24 protein-coding genes, 1 tRNA gene and 1 riboswitch are annotated in these 22,328 nt (G+C 57.4%); of the genes, 19 read left to right on the forward strand and 6 right to left on the reverse strand.

The features are described from left to right. Nucleotides 1-60 precede the first annotated feature (60 nt). Nucleotides 61-1,011, reverse strand: a complete 951-nt coding sequence (locus AC2A6O_RS24085) for an OmpA family protein (protein WP_148586634.1) — start codon at nucleotides 1,009-1,011, stop codon at nucleotides 61-63. Nucleotides 1,012-1,332: 321 nt separating this feature from the next. On the opposite strand from AC2A6O_RS24085, the gene AC2A6O_RS24090 reads away from it, so the two are divergent. Beyond that, nucleotides 1,333-2,865, forward strand: a complete 1,533-nt coding sequence (locus AC2A6O_RS24090; protein WP_148586635.1) for an acyl-CoA carboxylase subunit beta — start codon at nucleotides 1,333-1,335, stop codon at nucleotides 2,863-2,865. A 119-nt stretch (nucleotides 2,866-2,984) separates the two neighbouring features. Here AC2A6O_RS24090 and AC2A6O_RS24095 read toward each other — a convergent pair whose 3' ends face one another. From AC2A6O_RS24095 to AC2A6O_RS24105, 3 genes are all read right to left on the reverse strand, one after another. After that, entirely contained in the window at nucleotides 2,985-3,296 is a 312-nt protein-coding gene (locus AC2A6O_RS24095) for a hypothetical protein (protein WP_209001290.1), read from the reverse strand. Between the two features lie 163 nt (nucleotides 3,297-3,459). Further along, on the reverse strand, nucleotides 3,460-3,930 hold the full coding sequence (locus AC2A6O_RS24100; RefSeq protein ID WP_498930907.1) for a YfjT/YkfB family phage-associated protein: 471 nt from the start codon (nucleotides 3,928-3,930) through the stop codon (nucleotides 3,460-3,462). Nucleotides 3,931-4,050: 120 nt separating this feature from the next. Continuing rightward, the gene (locus AC2A6O_RS24105; RefSeq protein ID WP_498930909.1) at nucleotides 4,051-4,524 is read right to left on the reverse strand and encodes a YfjT/YkfB family phage-associated protein; all 474 of its coding nucleotides are present in this window, start codon (nucleotides 4,522-4,524) and stop codon (nucleotides 4,051-4,053) included. 225 nt (nucleotides 4,525-4,749) lie between these two features. On the opposite strand from AC2A6O_RS24105, the gene AC2A6O_RS24110 reads away from it, so the two are divergent. From AC2A6O_RS24110 to AC2A6O_RS24145, 8 genes are all read left to right on the forward strand, one after another. Next, nucleotides 4,750-6,762, forward strand: a complete 2,013-nt coding sequence (locus AC2A6O_RS24110) for an acetyl-CoA carboxylase biotin carboxylase subunit (RefSeq protein ID WP_498930911.1) — start codon at nucleotides 4,750-4,752, stop codon at nucleotides 6,760-6,762. Nucleotides 6,763-6,866: 104 nt separating this feature from the next. Beyond that, nucleotides 6,867-7,517, forward strand: a complete 651-nt coding sequence (locus tag AC2A6O_RS24115; protein ID WP_498930913.1) for an HAD family hydrolase — start codon at nucleotides 6,867-6,869, stop codon at nucleotides 7,515-7,517. A 113-nt stretch (nucleotides 7,518-7,630) separates the two neighbouring features. Continuing rightward, on the forward strand, nucleotides 7,631-8,923 hold the full coding sequence (locus tag AC2A6O_RS24120) for a sensor domain-containing diguanylate cyclase (RefSeq protein ID WP_498930915.1): 1,293 nt from the start codon (nucleotides 7,631-7,633) through the stop codon (nucleotides 8,921-8,923). A gap of 76 nt (nucleotides 8,924-8,999) precedes the next feature. Further along, a riboswitch (FMN riboswitch) is annotated at nucleotides 9,000-9,173 on the forward strand. Nucleotides 9,174-9,259: 86 nt separating this feature from the next. Continuing rightward, nucleotides 9,260-10,150: a DMT family transporter gene (locus AC2A6O_RS24125; RefSeq protein ID WP_498930917.1), complete on the forward strand. Its 891-nt coding sequence runs from the start codon at nucleotides 9,260-9,262 to the stop codon at nucleotides 10,148-10,150. Nucleotides 10,151-10,220: 70 nt separating this feature from the next. Continuing rightward, nucleotides 10,221-10,508, forward strand: a complete 288-nt coding sequence (locus tag AC2A6O_RS24130) for an acylphosphatase (RefSeq protein WP_498930919.1) — start codon at nucleotides 10,221-10,223, stop codon at nucleotides 10,506-10,508. 144 nt (nucleotides 10,509-10,652) lie between these two features. Continuing rightward, the gene (locus tag AC2A6O_RS24135) at nucleotides 10,653-11,873 is read left to right on the forward strand and encodes an NAD-dependent epimerase/dehydratase family protein (protein WP_498930921.1); all 1,221 of its coding nucleotides are present in this window, start codon (nucleotides 10,653-10,655) and stop codon (nucleotides 11,871-11,873) included. Nucleotides 11,874-11,881: 8 nt separating this feature from the next. Next, nucleotides 11,882-12,748: a glycosyltransferase gene (locus AC2A6O_RS24140; protein WP_498930923.1), complete on the forward strand. Its 867-nt coding sequence runs from the start codon at nucleotides 11,882-11,884 to the stop codon at nucleotides 12,746-12,748. Continuing rightward, nucleotides 12,748-13,632, forward strand: a complete 885-nt coding sequence (locus tag AC2A6O_RS24145) for an NAD-dependent epimerase/dehydratase family protein (RefSeq protein ID WP_498930925.1) — start codon at nucleotides 12,748-12,750, stop codon at nucleotides 13,630-13,632. Before AC2A6O_RS24140 ends, AC2A6O_RS24145 begins: the two co-directional genes overlap by 1 nt. A 55-nt stretch (nucleotides 13,633-13,687) precedes the next feature. Here AC2A6O_RS24145 and lipB read toward each other — a convergent pair whose 3' ends face one another. Continuing rightward, entirely contained in the window at nucleotides 13,688-14,395 is a 708-nt protein-coding gene (lipB, locus tag AC2A6O_RS24150) for a lipoyl(octanoyl) transferase LipB (protein WP_148586646.1), read from the reverse strand. Nucleotides 14,396-14,493: 98 nt separating this feature from the next. Between lipB and AC2A6O_RS24155 the strand changes: the two genes are divergently transcribed. The 5 genes from AC2A6O_RS24155 to mgtE all read left to right on the forward strand — a co-directional run bounded on the left by AC2A6O_RS24155 (nucleotide 14,494) and on the right by mgtE (nucleotide 18,013). Next, entirely contained in the window at nucleotides 14,494-14,760 is a 267-nt protein-coding gene (locus tag AC2A6O_RS24155; RefSeq protein WP_148586647.1) for a FliM/FliN family flagellar motor switch protein, read from the forward strand. A gap of 132 nt (nucleotides 14,761-14,892) precedes the next feature. Beyond that, nucleotides 14,893-14,979, forward strand: a tRNA-Leu gene (locus AC2A6O_RS24160). 220 nt (nucleotides 14,980-15,199) lie between these two features. Continuing rightward, nucleotides 15,200-15,793: a hypothetical protein gene (locus AC2A6O_RS24165; protein ID WP_498930927.1), complete on the forward strand. Its 594-nt coding sequence runs from the start codon at nucleotides 15,200-15,202 to the stop codon at nucleotides 15,791-15,793. 262 nt (nucleotides 15,794-16,055) lie between these two features. Beyond that, the gene (locus AC2A6O_RS24170; RefSeq protein WP_148586649.1) at nucleotides 16,056-16,424 is read left to right on the forward strand and encodes a hypothetical protein; all 369 of its coding nucleotides are present in this window, start codon (nucleotides 16,056-16,058) and stop codon (nucleotides 16,422-16,424) included. 173 nt (nucleotides 16,425-16,597) lie between these two features. After that, nucleotides 16,598-18,013, forward strand: coding sequence for a magnesium transporter (gene mgtE / locus AC2A6O_RS24175; RefSeq protein ID WP_148586650.1), 1,416 nt, complete (start codon nucleotides 16,598-16,600; stop codon nucleotides 18,011-18,013). Between the two features lie 497 nt (nucleotides 18,014-18,510). Here the strand turns inward: mgtE and AC2A6O_RS24180 are convergent, their stop codons facing one another. Further along, on the reverse strand, nucleotides 18,511-19,314 hold the full coding sequence (locus AC2A6O_RS24180) for a MarR family winged helix-turn-helix transcriptional regulator (RefSeq protein WP_498930929.1): 804 nt from the start codon (nucleotides 19,312-19,314) through the stop codon (nucleotides 18,511-18,513). A 149-nt stretch (nucleotides 19,315-19,463) separates the two neighbouring features. Between AC2A6O_RS24180 and AC2A6O_RS24185 the strand changes: the two genes are divergently transcribed. The 5 genes from AC2A6O_RS24185 (at nucleotide 19,464) to AC2A6O_RS24205 (ending at nucleotide 22,328) form a co-directional block, all read left to right on the forward strand. After that, entirely contained in the window at nucleotides 19,464-19,889 is a 426-nt protein-coding gene (locus AC2A6O_RS24185; RefSeq protein ID WP_498930931.1) for an organic hydroperoxide resistance protein, read from the forward strand. A gap of 290 nt (nucleotides 19,890-20,179) precedes the next feature. Beyond that, nucleotides 20,180-20,602: a VOC family protein gene (locus AC2A6O_RS24190; RefSeq protein WP_205514270.1), complete on the forward strand. Its 423-nt coding sequence runs from the start codon at nucleotides 20,180-20,182 to the stop codon at nucleotides 20,600-20,602. A 56-nt stretch (nucleotides 20,603-20,658) separates the two neighbouring features. Next, nucleotides 20,659-21,369, forward strand: a complete 711-nt coding sequence (locus AC2A6O_RS24195; RefSeq protein ID WP_498930933.1) for a glycoside hydrolase family 25 protein — start codon at nucleotides 20,659-20,661, stop codon at nucleotides 21,367-21,369. Nucleotides 21,370-21,459: 90 nt separating this feature from the next. Further along, nucleotides 21,460-21,885 carry a MerR family transcriptional regulator gene (locus tag AC2A6O_RS24200; RefSeq protein ID WP_498930935.1) on the forward strand — a complete coding sequence of 142 codons (426 nt, stop codon included), beginning with the start codon at nucleotides 21,460-21,462 and terminating at the stop codon, nucleotides 21,883-21,885. Next, nucleotides 21,885-22,328: a PaaI family thioesterase gene (locus AC2A6O_RS24205; protein WP_498930937.1), complete on the forward strand. Its 444-nt coding sequence runs from the start codon at nucleotides 21,885-21,887 to the stop codon at nucleotides 22,326-22,328. Before AC2A6O_RS24200 ends, AC2A6O_RS24205 begins: the two co-directional genes overlap by 1 nt.

Consider the following 22,328-nt stretch of genomic DNA (forward strand, 5'->3'; position numbering starts at 1 on the left):
GCGCCGGCTGCCCGGTTTGCTATGCGGCAACGGAGCGATAGGGAGGCAGGGAAGCGAGCGTTACCGCATCAAGGTTCTGCCAACGGACATCACCGAAACGTCGCCGTATTTTCGTCCCGTCCAGACATGCAGGCCCGCGCCAACACCAAGCATGGGAATTGTGTAGAGACCTTTCTTGACGAACCCCTTGTTTTTGGTGAGTTCGATCGCGGCGTGACTCAATTCCTCGTATTTCTCCATCGTGTTGATGATCTTGCCGATGCCCTTGATCCCTTTGAGAACGTCTCCCAGCTTGCCTGCAATCGCGAGGTCGAGATCCCAATCGGACCATTCGCCCTTCTTGTTGAGTTCGCTGGCCGTTTTGACGCCATGGGCCACGATGACGATGCCGCCGACGCTGCCGCCCAGTCCGCCGCCGAGTTTCCAGCCATCGGCCATGAGGTCGACATAGTCCACATAGCCGTTGTCGTCGGCACTGGCACGGTAGAGGCGCCCATTCCAGTTGTATCTTCCGACGGCGACCAGATCACCCGAATGGCTCTCGCCGATGCCAACCCACAAGGTGGACGCCTTCTTTGGTTTGGGCTTCATCTTCTTGGGCGTTTTGATGACCTTCGGGTTGGGCGGTGTCGGCAGTGAGTGCACGTAAATCATGACAGCGCGGAACTGTCCGTCCTCAACACCATCTTCCTGGCCCATTTCCTCCGCCAGGGATTCGCCAAGACCGTCGACCAGGTCGAAAGGGAAGCAGGAGAGGAGGCATTCTTCCAGGAACGATCTTACGGCGTTGGCCCGTTTCATCGACAAGGCCTTGTTGAAAGCCGCCTTGCCGCTTCGGCTGGAAAGTCCGACGATACTGATGCTGCCGTTGCCCTTCAGCAGCGGAACAACGTTCCGTCGCAGCCAGTTCTTGTGCTCTTCCTTGAGGTTTGCCTGGCTGACATCGAAATATTGCAGGCGGGCGAGCGTGATGACGCCATCACGGTGATCAACAACGAAATTTCCTGACATCAATAAACTCCATCATAAAAAGTGTTCTGAAACTGAAACGTTAAATCGGGTCGATGAATTCCGGGGGGCGGCATAAGGCATGCGCCGTAGCGATACAAGTCTATACTGCCGTAAGGTGAGTTTTAGGGAAAGAGGTCGGCGGGCAAAGCCGATTGTGGAAGGCTTGACCGCCCGTCTTGCCAAACACAGCCTCTGGTCTGCCAGCCCGATTTGCCGGGAAGGATTACGGCGCGTAGTTTCCCCATAAGCCCATGTGCTGACTAGGCTCTGTCGGGGGATCATGCTACGGCGTGATCCAAGCTCAAGTTTTTGGAGGACCGGATGAAAGAAGTTCTGGCCGAATTGGAACAACGCCGCGAAACGGCAAGGCTGGGCGGCGGACAACGCCGGATCGATGCACAGCATGCCAAGGGCAAACTCACTGCACGCGAACGGATCGAAATTCTGCTGGACGAAGGGTCCTTCGAAGAGTTCGACATGTTCAAGCAGCATCGTTGCACCGACTTCGGCATGGAAGAACAGCATATCCCCGGCGATGGTGTGATCACCGGCTGGGGAACGGTCAATGGACGGACCGTTTACGTGTTCTCCAAGGACTTCACGGTCTTCGGCGGGTCTCTTTCGGAAACGCATGCGGAAAAGATCACCAAGCTTCAGGATATGGCCCTGCAGAACCGCGCACCGATCATCGGTCTGTTCGATGCGGGCGGTGCCCGAATTCAGGAAGGGGTCGCGGCGCTTGGTGGATATGGCGAAGTGTTTCAGCGCAATGTTCTGGCGTCGGGCGTCATTCCGCAGATATCGCTGATCATGGGGCCTTGCGCAGGCGGTGACGTTTATTCGCCGGCCATGACCGACTTCATTTTCATGGTGCGTGACACCTCGTACATGTTCGTGACCGGACCGGACGTTGTGAAGACGGTGACCAATGAAACGGTCACGGCCGAGGAACTGGGCGGGGCGTCGATCCACACCACCAAGTCCTCCATTGCGGACGGAGCGTTCGACAATGATGTCGAAGCCCTGCAGGAAATGCGAAGGCTGATCGATTACCTGCCGATGAACAATCGCGCAGACTTGCCGGAGCTGACGAACTACGACGATCCGGACCGGATCGACACCAGTCTCGATACGCTTATTCCAGACAATCCGAACAAGCCCTACGACATGAAGGAGCTTGTCCTGAAGACGCTGGACGAGGGCGACTTCTTCGAGATACAGGGCAGCTTCGCCGGCAATATCCTTACCGGTTTTGGCCGGATCGAGGGCAGGACTGTCGGCATCGTTGCCAACCAGCCGATGGTGCTGGCCGGCGTGCTCGATTCCGATGCGAGCCGCAAGGCGGCACGGTTTGTCCGCTTCTGTGATTGTTTCGGCATCCCGATCGTGACCTTTGTCGATGTTCCAGGGTTTCTGCCTGGCACGTCGCAGGAATACGGCGGTCTGATCAAGCATGGGGCCAAGCTTCTGTTTGCCTATGCGGAAGCAACCGTGCCCAAGATCACCGTGATCACCCGCAAGGCCTACGGCGGTGCGTATGACGTGATGAGCTCGAAACATATTCGCGGCGACATCAACTACGCCTGGCCGTCCGCGGAAATTGCGGTCATGGGCGCCAAGGGGGCCGTCGAAATCCTTTACAGGTCCGAGCTGGCCGACAAGGATAAGATCGCGAAGCGAACCAAAGACTACGAAGACCGCTTCGCCAATCCCTTCGTTGCCGCTGAGCGCGGGTATATCGACGATGTCATTCGTCCGCATTCCACACGCAGGCGTGTGTCCAAGGCGTTGGCGCTGCTCAGATCCAAGCAGGCGGATATGCCATGGAAAAAGCATGACAATATTCCGCTCTGACAAATAGAGCCGTTTGGCATTCATTCGCTTTGGTTCCGGATGGGTGAATGCTGGGTCGAGGCTATGATATGCGAGAACGCGACAGGCCGGATTTTCCGGCCTGTGTCATGTCTCCGGGGTCAATCCCAGCGGGACAGACCGCGAGGAAACAATGGTTCCTTGCATTCGAACGCCACCGGGCAGCGTGGCGTGTCTCGGGTTGGGCCGTACTGCGTGAACAAGACCTGATTGCGATCGCAGTAACTTAGGTTCGAAACAAACATCGAATAGGTGTACTGGCCCGTGGTGAAGACCACGGCACCGTGCTGACGCACCATGTTCTGCGCCTGGGCACAGGTCATCTTGCGAAGATCCGGACGAGCCTCGGCCGCGGTCGAAATAACCAGACCGGGAAGGGCAAGCGCTGCAGCGCAAAGAAACAGTTTCCGCATGAGGGTCTCCTGACGTGCCATCGCCTCCGGGAGGGGACGCTTTGCGTTCTCAGCTTAGCAGAACCGTCCGGAAGTTGGGTGATGGCAGCAGTGTGCATCATGCTGCGGGACGCAATTGTGATTGCGAGCACAAAAAACACATCTGAGACACATTCGCCCGGGCTTACCGGCGGTTTTGGGCTATCTGTCTGGAGCAGACTGACCCCGCCAAGGCTTCCCGGGCTCCGTTCAGCGAGAAGCCGGAGTAGCGTCTGTCTTCCAGTTGGACGGCAAATTTGACCGCGGAACGAAGCCGGTGCCAGAAATAGGTCATGTTGTCCGAACAGGCGGGACAGTCGTTGTAGATGAAGCCGTCGTCTGCGGCTCTGAACTTTACAAGTTTGTGATCCAGTTCGATCAGAACCGTGGTGCCGGGGTCCGGTCGGCGGCCCTTGATGCGGATGTCGATCAGGGTGTTCTTGATGGCATGGCTGGGAGGACACCAGATCGTGAACTGTGCTCCTGTCGAACTTTCGATCCAGTAGCGCTCGTAACCGTGGGCGGTGTCTGTGTGCCATTTGCCGTGATCGGCGGCGACTGCCTGGAAAGGCGCGGCCAGGGTCAGGAATACGAAAAACGGGAAGGCGATCCGCATCGAGCTGTTTCCGTAATTTGTCACCGACGAAAATTACAGGTGTCAGTCAAAAACCGTTTGGTCGGGAATACGTTCAATGTCTCGCTGGCCGGGGCGGGGTCACCCCGGAAGCTTGTGTTTTCACCTTGGGTGCAGTTTCTGCCAGTCCGTGGGGCAGACATCGCCGGGGATGATCTTCTGGGCACCGCGCAGGGAAAAACCCGCGTAGCGGTCGTCCTGGAATTTGACCACCAGGGAATGGGAAGATCGCAATCTGTGCCAGACATAGCCAAAACTGTCGGAACAGGCGGCGCAGCTGGTCTCGACATATCCCTGCTCGTTGATCGGCAGTTCCATGACTTCCCGATCCAGGATCACTTTGACCTTGGTGTGGGCAGGGGGCATTTTCCCGTCGATGTCTATATGAAGCAGGGTGCCGTTGATGCTGCGTTTCGGGTGACACCAGACGACGAAATTCGCACCATCGCTATTGGTGGTCCAGTAACGCGTAAAACCGTTGATCTCGCCGCTCTTCCATTTTCCTGCAGTGTCCGCCAACACTGAGGTTGGCAGTAAAACACTTGCAATCACTGCTGCCGAAAGGATGCGTTGCATATATTTATTTCCCCATTGCCTAGGTATTTTCTGCAATAATTTTCTTAAAATTCGGATAAGCTTTTGTTCTTCAATGGGCGCATTTCCTGCCTAGAAGTAATAAAAGTGCCGGTGATGACCGCTGGTGTGACCTATCCGCAAAATCACGCCTCGTCCTTTGGATAAGTTGCGTGCCACTGTGGTGCAGCCTACAAAATGGAAAATCGTCCAGCTGGGTGGAAATTCATGTTCTCCAAAATACTAGTCGCTAACCGTGGTGAGATCGCCTGTCGTGTTATCAAGACGGCCCGCCGCATGGGCATCAAGACGGTGGCGGTTTACTCCGACGCCGATCGTGATGCGTTGCATGTGGAAATGGCAGACGAGGCGGTTCACATCGGTCCGGCAGCCGCATCGGAATCCTATCTGATTGCCGACAAGATCATCGCGGCCTGCAAGCAGACCGGTGCCGAAGCCGTGCATCCGGGTTATGGCTTCCTGTCCGAACGGGCCAGTTTTCCCGAGGCACTGGCAAAAGAGGGCATTGTCTGGATCGGTCCGAACCCGCGCGCCATCATGGCGATGGGCGACAAGATCGAGTCCAAGAAATTTGCCAACGACGCCAGGGTCAGCACGGTTCCGGGCTATCTCGGTGTCATCGAAAGCCCGGAGCAGGCTGTTCAGATTGCCGAGGATATTGGCTATCCGGTCATGATCAAGGCGTCAGCCGGCGGTGGCGGCAAGGGCATGCGCATCGCATGGAGTGCGGACGAGGTGCGAGACGGTTACACCCGCTCGAAATCCGAAGCCGCATCTTCCTTCGGGGATGACCGGGTTTTCATCGAGAAGTTCATTGAAAATCCGCGCCATATCGAAATCCAGGTGCTGGGCGACAAACACGGTAATGCGATTTATCTGGGCGAGCGTGAATGTTCGATCCAGCGGCGAAACCAGAAGGTCATCGAGGAGGCACCATCGCCTTTGCTTGACGAGGAAACGCGCCGCAAGATGGGTGAGCAGGCCGTCGCGCTTGCCAAGGCCGTCGACTACGACAGTGCCGGGACGGTTGAGTTCGTTGCCGGGCAGGACAAGAGCTTCTTCTTCCTTGAGATGAACACCCGTCTGCAGGTGGAGCATCCGGTGACAGAACTCATCACCGGTGTCGATCTGGTGGAGCAGATGATCCGCGTTGCTGCCGGCGAGAAGCTGGAACTCGCCCAGGAAGACGTAAAGCTGCACGGATGGGCGGTCGAAAGCCGTATTTATGCGGAAGATCCCTACCGCAATTTCCTGCCGTCCATAGGGCGGCTTGTACGCTACCGGCCGCCTCAGGAGGAGATCAGCAACGGGATTACCATTCGCAACGACACCGGTGTCGTCGAGGGCTCGGAAATCTCCATGTTCTACGATCCGATGATCGCGAAGCTGATCACCCATGCGCCGACCCGTGCGGAAGCGATCGATGCGATGAGCTCGGCGCTGGACGCTTTTTACGTCGACGGGATTCAGCACAACGTACCGTTCCTGACCGCGCTCATGAACCATCCGCGCTGGCGCTCCGGCGATTTGTCGACCAGTTTTATCGCTGATGAGTATCCCGATGGGTTCGCACCGGCGGTTCCCGATGACGGGGCCTATTCGATTCTCGCCGCCGTTGCTCTGTCGATGGGCGCACTGCAGCGTGAGCGTCTGGATCATCTGCCCGACCGACTTCGGGCCCATTCCGGCGCTATCCGCGAAGACTGGGTGATCAAGCTCGACAAGACCTATGTTCCGATCCGCCTTGTGGCCGGATATCCCGGCACGCCCGTCGAAATTGACGTCGCAATAGGCGATGGTCCGGTGGTCAACGTGGAATCCGAATGGGCTCCGGGCGATCCGCTTTGGTCCGGCAAGGTTGGCGAACAGGAGGTGACCGTGCAGGTGCGGACCCTGCGCGGCGGATACCGTCTGGACTGGCAGGGCTATTCTGTGATCGCCAAGGTGATGACGCCGCGGATTGCCGAACTGGATGCCTTGATGCCGGAAAAGCTGCCGCCGGATACGTCCAAGATGCTGCTGTGTCCGATGCCGGGTCTCGTGGTGTCCATCGCGGTGGCAGAAGGCCAGGAAGTCAAGGCGGGCGAGCAGCTTGCCGTCGTCGAAGCCATGAAGATGGAAAACGTCCTGAGGGCGGAGCGCGACTGTATGGTGACTGCAATCAAGGCAACCCCCGGCGATAGTCTTGCCGTAGATGCCGTGATCATGGAGTTTTCCTGATCTCTGTCAAAGTCTGATTGACAGTTATCTGACGCTGCCGATACTTAGCGGCCTGCGACCTCCCGGTCCGGGCCGCTTTCTTTTTCAATGGGTTACGAGGCATTATGACAATTTCCACCATTCTTTTCGACCTCGACGGAACCCTGACGGATCCCTTCGAAGGTATTACGCGTTCGATCCAGTATGCGGTTGAAAAGATGGGTGGGCAGGCACAGGACACGACAGACCTGCGCTGGTGTATCGGGCCGCCACTCTGGGACAGCTTCAAGGTTCTGCTTGAGACAGAGGACAAGGCAGAGCTGGACCGCGCGGTAGCGTATTACCGGGAACGCTATACGGTTTCGGGCCTCTTCGAAAATTCGTTGATCGAGGGTATCCCCGAACTGCTGACAACGCTGCGCAAGAACGGGATGGCCTTGCATGTTTGCACGTCCAAACCTCACAGCTACGCGCGCCGCATTGTTGAGCACTTTGGCCTCATCGAATTTTTCGGCAAGGTCTATGGCTCTGAATTGGACGGCACCCGATCCGCGAAGGCAGAGCTGATTGCCCACATTCTACGCGAGGAAAACATTGCATCTTCGGAAACGGTCATGGTGGGTGACCGCAAGCATGACCTTGTCGGGGCCAATGCCAATGACGTGGCAGGAATTGGTGTCCTGTGGGGCTATGGCAGCCGGGAAGAACTGGCCGCCGAGCATCCGGTACTGATTGCCGAGGTTCCAGGGGACATAGCCGCGCATTTTGGCGCCTGATAAAGCCTTTGCGTTCAAGGCGTTGCAGCGCGAGTGGCGTGTTGCTGAGAAAAATACTTTATTAATACGGATTTTAACGATTTTCCGTAAGTTAGGTTCAAGAGGAGCGGGCCTTGGCAAAACGGATTCATGCAACGGATACCAAAGATACGGCGGTGCCGCCTGAAACGGTGGTTGATGTCGGGTATTACTCACCTGCAAACAGGCCCCCGCCACCAGTCCCGGCCGGCTATGCCCTGCATCAGGTGACGGTCCGGCCTCTGACTGCTTGTCCGTTCCAGATTTGCCTTCTGGATGTCGGTGCTACGGGCGAATTACCAGACTGCGACCTGCGCCGAATTCGCGAGTCGACGTTCATCATTGCCTGTGCAGACCGGAAACTCCCAGTAGCCGATCAACTGCACTTGCTGGATAGCGGCGTTGATGAGGTGGTTGACACCAGCGATGCAGACCTTTTGCTGCTTTCGCTCAGGCGTGCCGAACTCGTGATTGCACGGCAAACGGCCTTGTTCCGCAAGTGCCGGGACCTTGCAATTGAAAGGGATAACCTTCAATCCGCGATCGACAACCTGCCGTCGCCTATCTTTTTCAAAGACCGGGCTGGCATCTACAGGGGCTGCAACAAGGCCTTCGAGGCATTTATCGGATTACCGGCCAGCAAGGTGCGCGGTTCCAGTGTTCACGACGTGGCACCGTCTGAATTGGCAAAAATCTACGAAGTCGCCGACGAAGAGTTGATGCAGCAGGGCGGCGTTCAGATCTACGAAGCTGAGGTGTGTTACGCGGACGGCGAATACCGTACGGTGACTTTCCACAAGGCTGTGACGCTGGATCCGGTTTCCGGCGAGGTGAATGGACTTGCCGGTTCCATGCTCGATATTACCGAGCGCAAGCGTCTGGAAGATCAGCTTAAGCGGGCAGCTGAACGCGATGCTCTGACCGATGCCTATAATCGCCGGCGTTTTTTTGAACTGGCGGCATTGGCTGAGGAGAGGGCGAAGAAAACGTCGACAAGTCTCTCCATCCTCGTCCTGGACGTCGACCATTTCAAACAGATCAATGACCAGTATGGGCACGCCTGCGGTGATGATGCGCTCAATCATATTGTCGGGCTGCTGAAAAGCGTTCTTCAAGCACCTCACATTTTTGCAAGAGCGGGTGGCGAGGAGTTTTACTGCCTGCTGGAAGGGTGCGGCCTCGATGAGGCCTTTAACATTGCCGAGCGCATTCGCGAGGCCGTCAACACGACGCCCCACAAGCACGGACAACAGCTCATCCCGATGCGTGTCAGCATAGGGGGGGCAAGCGTTGCTGATGGTGAGAAAATCAACCAGGCCATTGCAAGGGCCGATGGGGCGCTCTACTGCGCCAAACAGGCTGGCAGGAACCGGGTCTGCATGGCCTGATGAGCCTTCGCTGTAGCGGGCGGCTTTCTTCCTTTGTTGCATCCGGATCATTTCAGGGATACTGAAACTGTTAGAGAGCAGTTCTCGGGGCGGGGTGAAATTCCCCACCGGCGGTATCGGGGTAACCCGGAGCCCGCGAGCGCTTCGGACGGACAGTCCGAAGGTCAGCAGATCCGGTGAGAGGCCGGAGCCGACGGTTGAGGTGGTGTCTGGCGACGCCGCCTGAAAGTCCGGATGAGAGAGAACTTGACCGCTGCCTTCAGATGAAGGCCGGTGGGCGTGTGTCTTTTGAGACTGTTCTGAAAGTTGACAGAACGGATCGCGGATAGGACGCCCATGCCAACCACCTTCAAGAAACCCATTTTCGCCGCGCTTGCCATGGTCGGTGCAGGGGCCTGCTTTGCGCTTGTGAACGGTGCTCTACAGGCCTCCACCATGCGGCTGGGAGTGCCTTCGACATCCGCTGCCTTCTGGCAATATGCGCTGGGCCTGCTGGTGGCGCTGCCATTTGTCCTGCGGCGCGGTCTGTCGGCGTTGAAGACGAGGCAGATCGGCTGGCATCTGATCCGTGGCGGTTTGGCTGTCATCGGCATTCAGATGTGGGTTGCCGGCCTTGCAAGGGTTGAGATCTGGCAGGCAATTGCTCTGGTGATGACCTCACCTTTCTTCGTGATCGTCGGTGCCAAGGTCTTCTTCAGGGAACGGGTCGGGATGGTTCGGTGGCTTGCGACACTCGCGGGTTTTTCCGGAGGCATGGTGATCCTGGAACCCTGGACGGATGCTTTCAGCCTGGCTGCGCTTCTGCCGGTTGGGGCTGCAGCTTTCTGGGCCGGAACTTCTCTGGTCACCAAGAAACTGACCGCAACTGAAAACGCCGATTCCATCACCGTTTATCTGCTGCTTCTTCTGACGCCCGTAAATGCTTTGCTGGCACTGGGCGAGGGCGGCATCGTGCCGACCGGGCCAGCGCTTTGGCTGCTTGTTGGGGCGGGAGTGTTGACGGTGCTGGCGAATTATCTGTTGACGCTTGCCTATCAAAAAGCCGATGCCGCCTTTGTCCAGCCATTTGATCATCTGAAGCTGCCGCTGAATATTGCCGTCGGTTTCTTCGCTTTCGGGTTTGCCCCGAATGGAGCCTTCTGGCCGGGTGCTCTGGTGATTGTCGGTGCGTCGCTGCTGGTGATGCTGGACGAGCAGAAGCGTGGTACGCAGGTGTCCACAGCCTGAAGCGCCTAAGCATTTGCGAACAGGCGTATTTGCTCTAGGCTTTCTAGCCACGCGACCCTCGGAGACCTGAATGACCGCAGATCCATTGACCGTTCATGTGCTGATTGAGGGCCGAGTCCAGGGTGTTGGCTATCGGGCATGGTGTGCGGGCGAAGCTGAAGACAGGGCGCTGGCCGGTTGGGTGCGCAATCTCGGGTCTGGCGGAGTTGAGGCCGTGTTTTCCGGCCCTTCCGATACTGTGGTCGACATGCTTGATGCGCTTTGGCAGGGGCCGTCGCTTGCAAGAGTGAACCTGGTGAAAGACTTGGAACCGGTAGAGCCCTGCTCAGGCACCTTTGAAGTGCGCGACACGGCTTAAACACCTGTGGCCAATCGTCTTTTATATATCAATCGTCACATTGGCAGTTGAGTTGTCACGGAAATATCGCAATGTTCTGATTTTTCAGATGCAGCAATCGGTGCCGTGCAGATGGTCCGAAAAGTGTAAACGGGGAGATTTTCAGTGAAGATTGCGATACTTGGTGGTGATGGTTTTGTCGGCTGGCCCACATCCTTGCATCTTTCGGATCAGGGCCATGAAGTTCATATCATCGACAATCTGAGCCGCCGCTGGATCGATGCCGAGCTTGGCGTGCAATCGCTGACGCCCATGGATTCGATCCAGGAGCGCACGCGGATCTGGAAGCAGGAAACCGGTAACACCATTCGCTTCCACCTGATCGATATTGCCCGTGACTACGAGGTGTTCAAAGCCTGGCTGGCCGAAAACCGTCCGGACGCGATCATCCATTTCGCCGAACAGCGGGCCGCGCCGTATTCGATGAAATCGGATCAGCACAAGAACTACACGGTCAATAACAACGTCAATGCGACGCACCATCTGCTCAACGCGATGGTGGAACTCGATCTTGACGCGCATCTGGTCCACCTCGGCACCATGGGCGTCTATGGCTATTCGAGCGTCGGCGCAGCCATTCCGGAAGGCTATCTTTCGGTTGACGTGGAAACCCTCAGCGGCTCCAAGGCGTCCCAGGAAATCCTTTATCCTGCCAATCCCGGTTCGATCTACCATATGACCAAGTGCCTGGATCAGCTGCTGTTCCAGTTCTATGCCAAGAACGACGGGCTTCGGGTCACCGATCTGCACCAGGGGATCGTGTGGGGCACGCACACGGAACAGACCCTGCGCCACAAACAGCTCATCAACCGATTCGATTATGACGGCGATTATGGCACCGTCCTGAACCGCTTCCTGATCCAGGCAGCCATCGGCTATCCGCTGACGGTGCATGGCACTGGCGGGCAGACACGGGCCTTCATTCACATTCAGGATTCGGTCCGCTGCATTGAACTGGCGCTGAAGAACCCGCCCCAAAAAGGTGATCGGGTCAAAGTGTTCAACCAGATGACCGAGACCCACAGGGTGCGGGATCTGGCGGAGCTTATTTCCCGCCTGACAGGTGCCAAGGTTGCCTATCTGCCGAACCCGCGCAAGGAAGCAGCCGAAAACGATCTGGTTGTCGAGAACACGCAATTCCTGGAACTGGGTCTCAACCCGATCACGCTGGAAGAGGGGCTGTTGAGCGAAGTCGTGGATGTCGCCAAGAATTATGCCTACCGGGTCGACCGCAGCCGTGTACCGGCTGTATCTGCCTGGACCAAGGAAATTGCTGACGGGATTGAACGGGACCCCGAACATCCTCGGTTGAAGTCGGTCTCCTGAGGCCAGTGATGCAAGATGCTCCTCAGTTCGACCGTGCGCCCAGCAGTACGTGCGCCTATGTAACGCTGGTGACCAACCCGGACTATGTGCTTGGGGCGACAGCGCTGCTGCGCTCGCTCCGGCATTCGGGAACCGACGCCGATCTCGTGGTTCTCTATACGCCCGGGGTTCGTGAGGAGGATCTAGCCGCGCTTGCGGTTTTCGGTACCCGGCTCGGCCGGTGTGAACGACTGCCGACAAGCGATGCTTTCAACGAGCGCCATGAGCGCGGCCGCCTGCACAAGGCGGCTCCGTTCACGAAAGGCGGCAAGCCGGTCTTTCACACACCGCTGGACAATTTCGTCAAACTGCGGCTGTGGCAACTCGCGGACTATGAACGGGTCGTCTTCATCGATGCCGATGCCCTTGTGCTTCAGAACTGCGACAAGCTGTTCGGGTATCCGGAATTCTGTGCAGCGCCCAATGTTTACGAGAGCATGCAGGACTTTCACCGGTTGAACAGCGGTGTCTTTACCGCGCGCCCTGATACCCGGACCTTCGAGGCCATGCTGACGCGTCTTGACGAGCCTGACGCATTCTGGCGGCGCACGGACCAGACATTTCTGGAACATTATTTTCCCGATTGGCATGGCTTGCCGGTGGTTTTCAACACGCTCCAGTACGTCTGGTTCAACCTGCCGGACCTATGGAACTGGAAGCAGATCCATGTGCTGCACTACCAGTATGAAAAGCCCTGGCAGACGGGCCATGAAAAGGCCGCAAGGCTGCGCCCGCTGATCGATCTCTGGCAGGCTTTTGCGACCGGTGACGGTATACCGGCTGATATCGCAGGCCTTCCCGGTCCGCAGGAGTGGTCTGCAAAGCAGGCGTCCTGATGCATGTGCTTCTGACAGGCGCGAGCGGAGTGGTCGGCAGGTTCGTGCTCAAGCGGTTGCTTGACGATGGCTGCAGGGTCACGGTTCTGGGAAGGCGCCCGGTTGAGGGCTTTCGGACAGGCTTTTGCGCTTTCGATCTGGCTGATGGGGATCCTCGGTTTCCGCCCGCCGACGCGCTTGTTCATTGTGCGCTGGTTCATGTGCCGGGAAAGTTCCGGGGCGGTGAGGGGGATGACCCGGAGCTGTTCACCAAATTGAATGTAGATGGAACCCGGCGTCTTTTTGAGGCCGCCGGGAAAGCTGGATGCCGCGCCATCGTGTTCCTGTCCACCCGGGCCGTTTATGGCGATCATCGTCGTGGTGAGATGTTGGCAGAAGCCGATGTACCGGCACCCGATACGCTATATGGCGAAGTGAAGCTGGCCGGGGAACAGGCGCTTGAGGTTCTGTGTGGTCCGGACATCACAGGCACCGTCTTGCGGGCAACCGGTGTTTACGGCCTTAGTCCAGGTCTTGCAGACCACAAATGGTCTGGCCTCTTCCAGAACTTTGCGGCGGGTGTCCCTATTGGACCGCGCAAGGCGACGGAAGTTCACGGCGAAGACCTGGCTTCCGCCGTCGCTCTTGTTCTGGAGAAAACGGGAGTTTTGGGGACGCCGTTCCAGGTCTATAACGTCTCCGATCTCCTGCTCGACCGACAGGAGTTGCTTGCGCTTTATGCAGCGGAAGCAGGCTTGAGCTTTGACGGTCCGGCGGCGTCAGCGACAACGCCCGGCGAAATGACGACAGACAGGCTGCGCGCGCTCGGCTGGGCACCTGGTGGTCGGGACAGGTTGAAGGCTTTTGTACATTTGCTCGCAAGACGGGGCGGAGCGGGCACCTGACCCGCTGCGACTGCTGGTCAGGCGCCGTCTGCGGCTATGGCTATGGCAGGGCGACTCAGACCGACACTGTTGGGCCGAATATCTTCTCGAATTCTGCGCGGAGAACGCTGTCGTTTTCGGCCATGGTAACAGGCAGGCCAAGATCGACGAGGCTGGTCACGCCATGTTCGGTAATGCCGCAAGGAACGATCCCGTCAAAATGATCCAGTTCCGGCTCCACGTTGAAGCTGATGCCGTGGAAGGTGACCCATTTGCGCAGCCGAATGCCGATGGCGGCGATCTTGTCCTCAACCGTTGCCCCGCGGTCCGGCCGGCGCACCCAGACGCCGACACGGTCTTCCCGGCGTTCTCCGCGGATGTGATAGTGCCAGAGCGTGCTGATGAGCCAGGCTTCAAGAGCAGACACAAAAGCACGCACATCCTGCTGACGACGCTTCAGATCAAGCATGACATAGGCAACCCTCTGGCCGGGGCCGTGATACGTGTGCTGTCCGCCGCGCCCGGTCCGATGGACCGGAAACCGGTCGGGAGCGACCAAATCGCTGTCCTTCGCGCTGGTACCTGCAGTGTAAAGCGGGGGGTGTTCCAGCAGCCAGACCTGTTCGTCCGCTTCGCCGGCAATGATTCTCTGCACCCTTTCATCCATTTCCCGCAGGGCGGTTTCGTAATCGACCAATTCGTCGGAAATCCGCCATTCGACCGGCCGGGAGCCGGAAACTGGCAGAAAACTTAGGGAGAGGGCGTCTCTATCAGCGGGTGACATGTGGATGACACTTCATTGTTTTTTGAGCTGGCTTGCCATGACGTGATATGGTTAAGCGCTGGCGGGTCAGTAGCCCTATTTAAGGATCAAGGCGTCCGATGACTACCTTCGATGAAATCAAAGTCGATATTTCCGTCGTTCTCGGCGAAAACGAGATGCCTGTCCACCAGTTGCTGCGCATGGGCCGTGGCGCAGTGATCGACCTGGATGTGTCTGAAGACGACGACGTAAAGATCTATGCCAACAACACCCTTGTCGCCAAAGGGCAGGTGGTTCTTCTGGGGGAACGGATCGGCATTTCGATCACGGAAGTTCTGATGCGTCCGCCGGACATCCGTCCCATGCGCACCGATGGCCCTCTTTGAGCGGCTAAAGCATTTCTGCATAAGAAAAATCGCGTGCCTGTGAATTATTGCAAAAAGGCCTCTTGCGCCCCTAAATTCCTTTTGCTACATGGAGCGCCTCGACGCTGACAGGCGCCGGGAACAATCGAATATGCGGTCGTGGCGGAATTGGTAGACGCGCAGCGTTGAGGTCGCTGTGGGGTAAAACCCGTGGAAGTTCGAGTCTTCTCGACCGCACCATATTCGAAGCATTCCTACCGATGCTTCCTCAAAAGGCTGCCCCTTAGGGCGGCCTTTTTGCTTTTGAGCCCTTGCCTGCAAAATACCTGATTGCTCTGGGAAAATTCAGATATCGACTTTTGGGGCTTGGTGCGATGTGCTTTTCTGCACGAAACAGGCCTCAGGGGTCCGCCGGCAAAAAAATGGCTGGCACATCCACGCGAAATCGAAGGAAGCCGCCGTGTCCAAGTTCCGTTCCATCTTCAGCCTTGCCAGTGCCGCCTTGCTGTCTTCGATTGCCCTGTCCGTTTCGGTCCAGGCACAGGATCAGCAGGGGGAGGCAATGGTCCCGGCTGGCGCGATTGCCGGAGTGGTGACGTCTCCCGTCGACGGTGACATCAATCGCTTCCGTGCAGTCCTCGTCGAGACGGAGGAGGGCGTGGATCTCTACGTCTTCGCCGACGCCGGAGAGGGCTGGAAACAGGTTGCCCATGCAAAGGACATGGTTTGGCGCGGTGCCATGTATGGTCAGGAAGCATGGATGGAGGCGACAGAACACGGGTCACTGAAAATCTATTCGGAGAATTCGGTTGTCGGACGCAACCGGTGGGAACAGGTCCTGACCATCGCGTATCGCAAAGGTGTCTTTCAGGTCGCTGGTTACACTTATTCCTACTACGATACGATAGACCCCGATGCCAACGGGCAATGCGACGTCAACCTTCTGACGGGAAAGGGGGTTCTGAACGACAAGACCTTCAAGACGTCTCTGAAGGCCATGCCGGTCCAGGACTGGACGATGGAAACAAAACCGCCGGAGTGCGAGGTGGAATGATCCGGACGTCATGGTGGGAGCCAGCAGCCACCGTGATCGTGATGTCGGTTTCGCCTTTGTCTAGAGGGGGGGGGTGGCTGCCGGTTTCCGGGTGTGGGAGAAAATGGAGGTTACGGTATGACCGTTACCCCTGTGCCGAAGGGCTCAGTGCCCATGGTTGGGACCTGCTGCCACCATTCGTCGGTACGCTTTTGGGGCGCGTTGACGTTGCCCTCTGTGTTCGCGTTGTTTGACGCGCCTTTGTCGAGGGAATGTTCCGCCGATGCATAAGACCCTGAGGCAAAGCACCGGCTGCTGGTCACGGGCACGCTTGTGCCGGGCTGGTCTCATTGCACTGACCCTTGCCTGCCTGCCGGCTGCCGCGCTGGCGCAGTCGCTTTTGGTCAATCCGGCGGTTAATCCGGGACGGTTCGGCGCGATGACATGCCAGCAGCTTTGGTATGTCGAACAGGAAGTGCTGGCAGCAGGTCGGGTGTGCCTTGCCAGCGAGCGGGCCCGCCGGGCCTTCCGCCGTGCGGAGCGGTGTATTTCCGACGACGAGGCGATACTTCCGCAAGATACGCGTGATTATCTTGACCACTTGCGAAGCGTCGCCAAAGACAAGGGCTGTGATGGCCCCAATCTGCGCTGAGGGACTTTGTGGCCCGTGAGCTGACACACTGAGCAATTTCGCCTTGCCAGGTTAAGTCTGTGGACCGGTTTCGTTTTTCCGGTGGCGCTTTGCTACGGCAAACGCTAGATCTTGTGATGAGTGTCCGGTGCGTTTTACCGGCAGTTTCTGCGCGTTGTGAGGGGAGGCGCTTGATGAGTGAAGCATCTGAGCTTGATGTTGCCACCTCTCCCGTTACGGAGATTCCGGTACGCGACGAGGACGAGCATCTCAATCGCGATTTCATTGCGGCCGTTGAAGCGGCGATCGAGGCTGGCGATCAGGAAGCCCTGAGGCACCTTGCCGCCGATCTTCACGAAGCGGATACGGGCGATCTTCTCGAAACACTGCAAGCCGAGGACCGGGCGTCGTTCATTCGGCTTCTGGGCGAAGATTTCGACTATACCGCCCTGACCGAGATCGACGAGGCGGTGCGTCTGCAGGTTCTGGAAGACCTGCCGATGGAGGTTATCGCCGAAGGCCTGGGCGACCTCGATTCGGATGATGCGGTCTACATTCTGGAAGACCTCAATGAGGACGACCAGGCCGCCATTCTGGGTGAACTGCCCTACGCGGACAGGGCGCAGCTGCAGAAGGCGCTGGACTATCCGGAAGAAAGCGCCGGCCGGCGCATGCAGACCGAGTTTATTGCGGTGGCACCCTTCTGGACCATAGGCCAGACCATCGACTACATGCGCGAGGCGCGTGACCTTCCCGACAGTTTTTACGAAATCTATGTGGTCGATCCGACTTTCAAGCTGCTGGGGTCGGTGCATCTGGACAAGATCCTGCGGACCAAGCGGGACGAGAAGGTCACTTCCATCATGGAAGAGACCCGACAGGCGGTGCTTGCAACGGAAGATCAGGAAGAGGTTGCCCGCCGGTTCGAGCGCTACAACCTTGTTTCGTCCGCTGTGGTCGATGAGAACGACCGTCTGGTCGGTGTTCTGACCGTCGATGACATCGTTGACGTCATCCAGGAAGAAGCGGAAGAAGACTTGCGCGCCCTTGCCGGTGTCGGTGACGAAGAGATCTCCGATAACGTCATGACCATCGCCCGCTCGCGCCTGACATGGCTGGTGGTCAACCTTTTCACCGCCGTGCTTGCTTCTGTAGTGATTGCATTTTTCGAGGACACGATCGAGGCCATGGTGGCGCTTGCGGTGTTGATGCCGATCGTCGCTTCCATGGGTGGCAATGCCGGCACGCAGACCATGACGGTGGCCGTGCGTGGTATCGCGACGCAGGAACTGGGGGCACGCAACCTTTTGCGCATTCTCAACCGCGAAATCATGGTGAGTGTCTTCAACGGCGTAGCCCTGGCAATCCTCATCGGCGTGACCGCCTGGCTGTGGTTTGGCAATCCCGGGCTCGGCGTGGTGATTGGCGGTGCAATCGTGATCAATCTTCTGTTCGCGGGGCTTTCCGGCCTGCTTATCCCAATCGCGCTCGACAAGTTGAACGTCGATCCGGCAATCGCCTCCAGCGTCTTCGTGACGACCGTGACTGATGTGGTCGGGTTCTTCGCCTTTCTCGGCATCGCGGCGCTTTGGTTCGGCCTGCCGTTTTAAACGCTCCTGTGAAATCGCGACCTTATCGCCCTTGCGCTTCTTGCCTGGCGAGCTTGGGATGAGGACATTCCTGAACCAAGGCTGCCTCCGATCGCACATTTTTATCGTCGAGTTCGACAAACACGGCGCCGTGGAAGGGGCAGTGTTCTTTTGGGAAACGGTGCCGTCGACACAGACCCGGAGGCAACCGGATTTTTCAAAGAAGGAAGCGTGTCTTGCTCCCATCCGGTTTGCCGTAGACCATACGTTTTGAGCGAATGTTCACAAGCTGCGAGCCATTTTTTGAAACCTGTCCGGATGCAAACACCGGACAGAAATAGAGCAACTGCCCGTGTTGCAAACGCCGACCGAAAAACACGCGTGGGTGCAATTCGGAAAATCAGGCAAATCTCCTGGTCATAGCCAAAGGAGACGGGTTCGAGATATTTACTGGAGACAGCGACATCTTGGATCCCGTCTTGTAGCAACTCATCTCACCCGGCACATACTTCCAGACGCTACTCCAGGCCTGCTCCACGCAAATTGTCGCGCAGGCGCATGACCTTTTGCTGAAGATCCATAACCTCTTCCAGCTGCAGGCCCGTGGACGACAGAATGCAGGAGCCGAAATGCTCCGTCTTCTTCTGAAGAGCGCGGCCCTTGCGGGTCAGTTTCAGGATTACCTGGCGTTCGTCCTTGATATTGCGCGTACGCGTGACCAGCCCCATCGCCTCAAGCCGCTTCAGGAGCGGTGTCAGCGTGTTGGTGTCGAGTTGCAGTTTGGACGTGATTGCTCCGACCGGAATGTTGTTTGTTTCCCAGAGCACGCTCATGGCCAGGAACTGCGGGTAGGTGAGGCCGACGTCCTTGAGCAATGCCTTGTAGACACCGTGCATCGCATGGTTGGCGGAATAAAGCGCAAAGCACAGGAAGCGGTCGAGCGTCGGTTCGTCTTCCGGGGTGTGCAGGCTGTCGTCATCCAGGCTTTTTTCCGCTGAGACGGAGGCAGGCTGCTCGGTGCCGGTGTCTTCCGCAGCCACGGCTTCCAGCACATCGTCCGAATTATCGTTGCTATCGGACACCTCTTGCGCAATCGGCATCTCAACGACAGCAGCAACAATCTCTGCTTCGCGCGCAGCATCGTCCTCAGCGCCGGAGGCTGTCTCTGCCACGGTCTTAGGCTTGGCAGAGGCCTTTTTGCGCTGTTTTTTCTCAGACTTTCCGGCTTTTGCCGGCTTGTCCTTTTTTGGTTTTTCCTTCGCTTCCTGCGCGGAAAATCCAATCGCGTCCAGCAGGGACATCTGGTCAGTGGTCTCGTTCATTCGCTCCTTATAAATCGCGCGCGATATGGTCGCAACATGTTGACGATCTGCCGGTGTGCGTATATGTGGGTAATTTATATCGTGTACGATAAAAGCTTGTACGATATTAGAATGTAAACTGACCCTACAGGTAGAGAAGGAGCCTTTAAATGGCTGTCGACGTGAAATATGAAACCAGTGCAAAGGCAACCGGTGGCCGCGATGGAACGGCGGAAACCCTGAATGGATCCCTCAAGCTCAATCTGACGACACCCAAGGAGCTCGGTGGTGCAGGCGGTGAGGGCAACAATCCGGAAGAGCTGTTCGCAATTGGCTATGCCGCCTGCTTTATCGGTGCGTTGAAATTGGTAGGCGGTCAGCAGAAAGTCTCGATCCCGGCAGATACGTCAATCACCTCGACGGTTGGTATCGGCCCGCGTTCCGAGGGCGGTTTTGGTCTGGCAGTTGCACTGGAAGTGTCTATTCCGGGCGTGGACAAGACCGTGGCTGAAGACCTTGTTGCGAAGGCCCACGAGGTTTGCCCCTATTCCAACGCAACCCGAAACAATATCGACGTCAAACTGTCGGTTGCCTGATGCTGAAAGTCCGGTTCGGTCGCCGACGGCAGAACCGGACTTCTTTTCACCAGGCTCAAACTCCGGAGGGTTTCCCTTTTTTTGACCTTTCCGAAGCTGCCGAGATCGCCAGGCTCAGTGAGCTCCGCGCCAGAGGCTTAAGTCTTCCGAGATTTCTTTTCCGCCATTGACCGGTCTTGAAAACCTCCCTCATGAAGGGATGCTCAACAGGAAACGTTGCCGCATGCCCTGCAATCCCTGTCGGTTGAGTGATAAGAAGGGCGCCTGGTTCCATACGGAGAAAAAATATTATGCGGCCGAAGCTTGATGGCATTCTGGAAACCGCTGTTTATGTCGATGACATGCAGGCGGCGCACTCGTTTTATGCCGACATTTTGGGGTTGAAGCGCATGGTCGCAGGAGAAAGGCTCTCTGCGTATGATGCCGGACCAGCCCAGACTCTCCTCGTGTTTCATCGCGGCCATACCGGCGAAGACGTCAAAACGGCAGGCGGTGTGGTGCCGGGGCACGATACGACGGGGCACAGCCATTTCGCGTTTCGCATCAGCCCGGATCAGCTTGCGCCCTGGAGGGACTATCTGAACGAGATGCAGATAGAGATTATCAGCGAGGTCACGTGGCCAGCAGGTGGTCAAAGCCTGTATCTTAATGATCCGGACGGCAATGTGCTCGAACTGGTAACTGCGCCGCTTTGGCCAAATTATCAGTCTTAAACTTTGAGCGTTTTGCTGCAGGATGACAGTGTTTGAAGGTCATATCGGGTAGTGCAATGAATTTCTTGCAAGCAGTCCTGCGGACATTGTTCTACGTTGTCGTCGGCGGGGTGATTTCGATTGTCGGAGCTGCGTTTTTCTTCATGAACTGGGAGCCTGACCGAAACCAGTACAGCATACGCGGCATCGACATCTCGCACCATCAGGGGGATGTCGACTGGGCTCAAGTGGCAGCGGACGACGTTGACTTTGTCTATATGAAAGCCACTGAAGGCGGCGACTTCAAGGATCGCGCCTTTGCCCGCAATTGGGCCGGAGCCGGTGGTGCCGGTCTGGCACGGGGTGCGTATCATTTCTTCAGTCTGTGCAAGTCGGGCCGGGAGCAGGCTGAAAACTTCCTGTCCGTCCTGCCGCAGGACAGCGATATGCTGGCCCCGGTGGTGGATCTGGAATTCACCGGAAACTGCGCGCGCCGCCCACCGGCCGAGGAAGTGCTGCAGGAGATCAGTGATTTTGCGGCACTGGTTGAGCAGGGGCGTGGCAAACAGGTCATTCTCTACGTGCCGGAGGACTTCTATCTGGACTATCTGAAGGGCAAAGGCCTGAACCGCCGGCTCTGGACTCGGTCCATCTGGCATTCGCCCAATTATGTGTCAGACTGGACGCTCTGGCAGTACCACGACAGGGGAACGATCAAAGGCATTTCGGGGGATGTGGATCTGAATGTTCTGCATCCGGAGAAGAGCCTGGATAACCTCAAGTCCTGATCGCGCAAGCTTATGAAATATAAGCTTTAAAATTGGTGTGTTGACTTTAACGTAAAAAGGCGGAACTGTGCGCTCCAACAAGGAGCGGGCATGCAGCGTTATTTCACCATTACCCAGCTGACGCAGGAGTTCGACATAACGACCAGAACCCTGCGGTTCTATGAAGCACAGGGTCTGGTGTCCCCCACACGCCGTGGCCGCCAACGCCTCTACACGCCTGGCGACCGGACCCGCATCAAGCTGATCCTGCGTGGCAAACGCCTCGGGTTTTCCCTGAACGAAATCAAGGAAATGATCGAGATGTACGGCAGTGCGCCAGGGGAGACTGGCCAGTTGCGGCTGCTCCTCGACAGGATCGCTGCCCGCCGGGCAGAACTTCTGGAAAAACAGCGCGATATCGAATTGACGCTTGGAGAACTCGATGATGTCGAGGCGGGCGCTAAAGCGCGTATGGCTGTGCTCGACACAGGTTCGGAAAACATGTCCGAAGCCGATGTGGCATCAAGGAAAGGCTGATGGATCTTTTTCCTCGTGATGACAATTGGGAACCTCGCGTGCGAGCGAGTTTTGCTGCGCAGAAATTCATGACCCATCTGGGCGCGCAGATGGTTCACGCTTCGCCTGGTGCCGTCGATCTGGAATTGACGATGCGGCCGGAGCTGACACAGCAACACGGTTTCTTCCATGCCGGCGCGACCTCATCCATTGCGGACAGCGCGGCGGGATACGCGGCATTGACCTTGTTTGCCGCCGGCTTCGGCGTGCTGACGAGCGAGTACAAGATCAACCTCCTGAACCCGGCGAAGCAACCCGTGCTTCTGGCACGGGGGCGTGTGGTCAAACCCGGCCGCACACTGACAATCGCAAAGGCGGATGTTTACGGACTGGACGATGGCATGCAGGTGCATGTCGCAACGGGCCTGTTCACGCTCATGAGCGTCTCAGGCGTTAAGGACTGA

Source organism: Labrenzia sp. ATLA3, assembly GCF_057180185.1.

What these genes read in the sequence shown, in the direction of transcription:
- AC2A6O_RS24085 (WP_148586634.1), bottom strand. Translation starts at nt 1,011, where the DNA reads ATGTCAGGAAATTTCGTTGTTGATCACCGTGATGGCGTCATCACGCTC.
- AC2A6O_RS24090 (WP_148586635.1), top strand. Translation starts at nt 1,333, where the DNA reads ATGAAAGAAGTTCTGGCCGAATTGGAACAACGCCGCGAAACGGCAAGG.
- AC2A6O_RS24095 (WP_209001290.1), bottom strand. Translation starts at nt 3,296, where the DNA reads ATGCGGAAACTGTTTCTTTGCGCTGCAGCGCTTGCCCTTCCCGGTCTG.
- AC2A6O_RS24100 (WP_498930907.1), bottom strand. Translation starts at nt 3,930, where the DNA reads ATGCGGATCGCCTTCCCGTTTTTCGTATTCCTGACCCTGGCCGCGCCT.
- AC2A6O_RS24105 (WP_498930909.1), bottom strand. Translation starts at nt 4,524, where the DNA reads ATGCAACGCATCCTTTCGGCAGCAGTGATTGCAAGTGTTTTACTGCCA.
- AC2A6O_RS24110 (WP_498930911.1), top strand. Translation starts at nt 4,750, where the DNA reads ATGTTCTCCAAAATACTAGTCGCTAACCGTGGTGAGATCGCCTGTCGT.
- AC2A6O_RS24115 (WP_498930913.1), top strand. Translation starts at nt 6,867, where the DNA reads ATGACAATTTCCACCATTCTTTTCGACCTCGACGGAACCCTGACGGAT.
- AC2A6O_RS24125 (WP_498930917.1), top strand. Translation starts at nt 9,260, where the DNA reads ATGCCAACCACCTTCAAGAAACCCATTTTCGCCGCGCTTGCCATGGTC.
- AC2A6O_RS24130 (WP_498930919.1), top strand. Translation starts at nt 10,221, where the DNA reads ATGACCGCAGATCCATTGACCGTTCATGTGCTGATTGAGGGCCGAGTC.
- AC2A6O_RS24140 (WP_498930923.1), top strand. Translation starts at nt 11,882, where the DNA reads ATGCAAGATGCTCCTCAGTTCGACCGTGCGCCCAGCAGTACGTGCGCC.
- AC2A6O_RS24145 (WP_498930925.1), top strand. Translation starts at nt 12,748, where the DNA reads ATGCATGTGCTTCTGACAGGCGCGAGCGGAGTGGTCGGCAGGTTCGTG.
- lipB (WP_148586646.1), bottom strand. Translation starts at nt 14,395, where the DNA reads ATGTCACCCGCTGATAGAGACGCCCTCTCCCTAAGTTTTCTGCCAGTT.
- AC2A6O_RS24155 (WP_148586647.1), top strand. Translation starts at nt 14,494, where the DNA reads ATGACTACCTTCGATGAAATCAAAGTCGATATTTCCGTCGTTCTCGGC.
- AC2A6O_RS24170 (WP_148586649.1), top strand. Translation starts at nt 16,056, where the DNA reads ATGCATAAGACCCTGAGGCAAAGCACCGGCTGCTGGTCACGGGCACGC.
- mgtE (WP_148586650.1), top strand. Translation starts at nt 16,598, where the DNA reads ATGAGTGAAGCATCTGAGCTTGATGTTGCCACCTCTCCCGTTACGGAG.
- AC2A6O_RS24180 (WP_498930929.1), bottom strand. Translation starts at nt 19,314, where the DNA reads ATGAACGAGACCACTGACCAGATGTCCCTGCTGGACGCGATTGGATTT.
- AC2A6O_RS24185 (WP_498930931.1), top strand. Translation starts at nt 19,464, where the DNA reads ATGGCTGTCGACGTGAAATATGAAACCAGTGCAAAGGCAACCGGTGGC.
- AC2A6O_RS24190 (WP_205514270.1), top strand. Translation starts at nt 20,180, where the DNA reads ATGCGGCCGAAGCTTGATGGCATTCTGGAAACCGCTGTTTATGTCGAT.
- AC2A6O_RS24195 (WP_498930933.1), top strand. Translation starts at nt 20,659, where the DNA reads ATGAATTTCTTGCAAGCAGTCCTGCGGACATTGTTCTACGTTGTCGTC.
- AC2A6O_RS24200 (WP_498930935.1), top strand. Translation starts at nt 21,460, where the DNA reads ATGCAGCGTTATTTCACCATTACCCAGCTGACGCAGGAGTTCGACATA.
- AC2A6O_RS24205 (WP_498930937.1), top strand. Translation starts at nt 21,885, where the DNA reads ATGGATCTTTTTCCTCGTGATGACAATTGGGAACCTCGCGTGCGAGCG.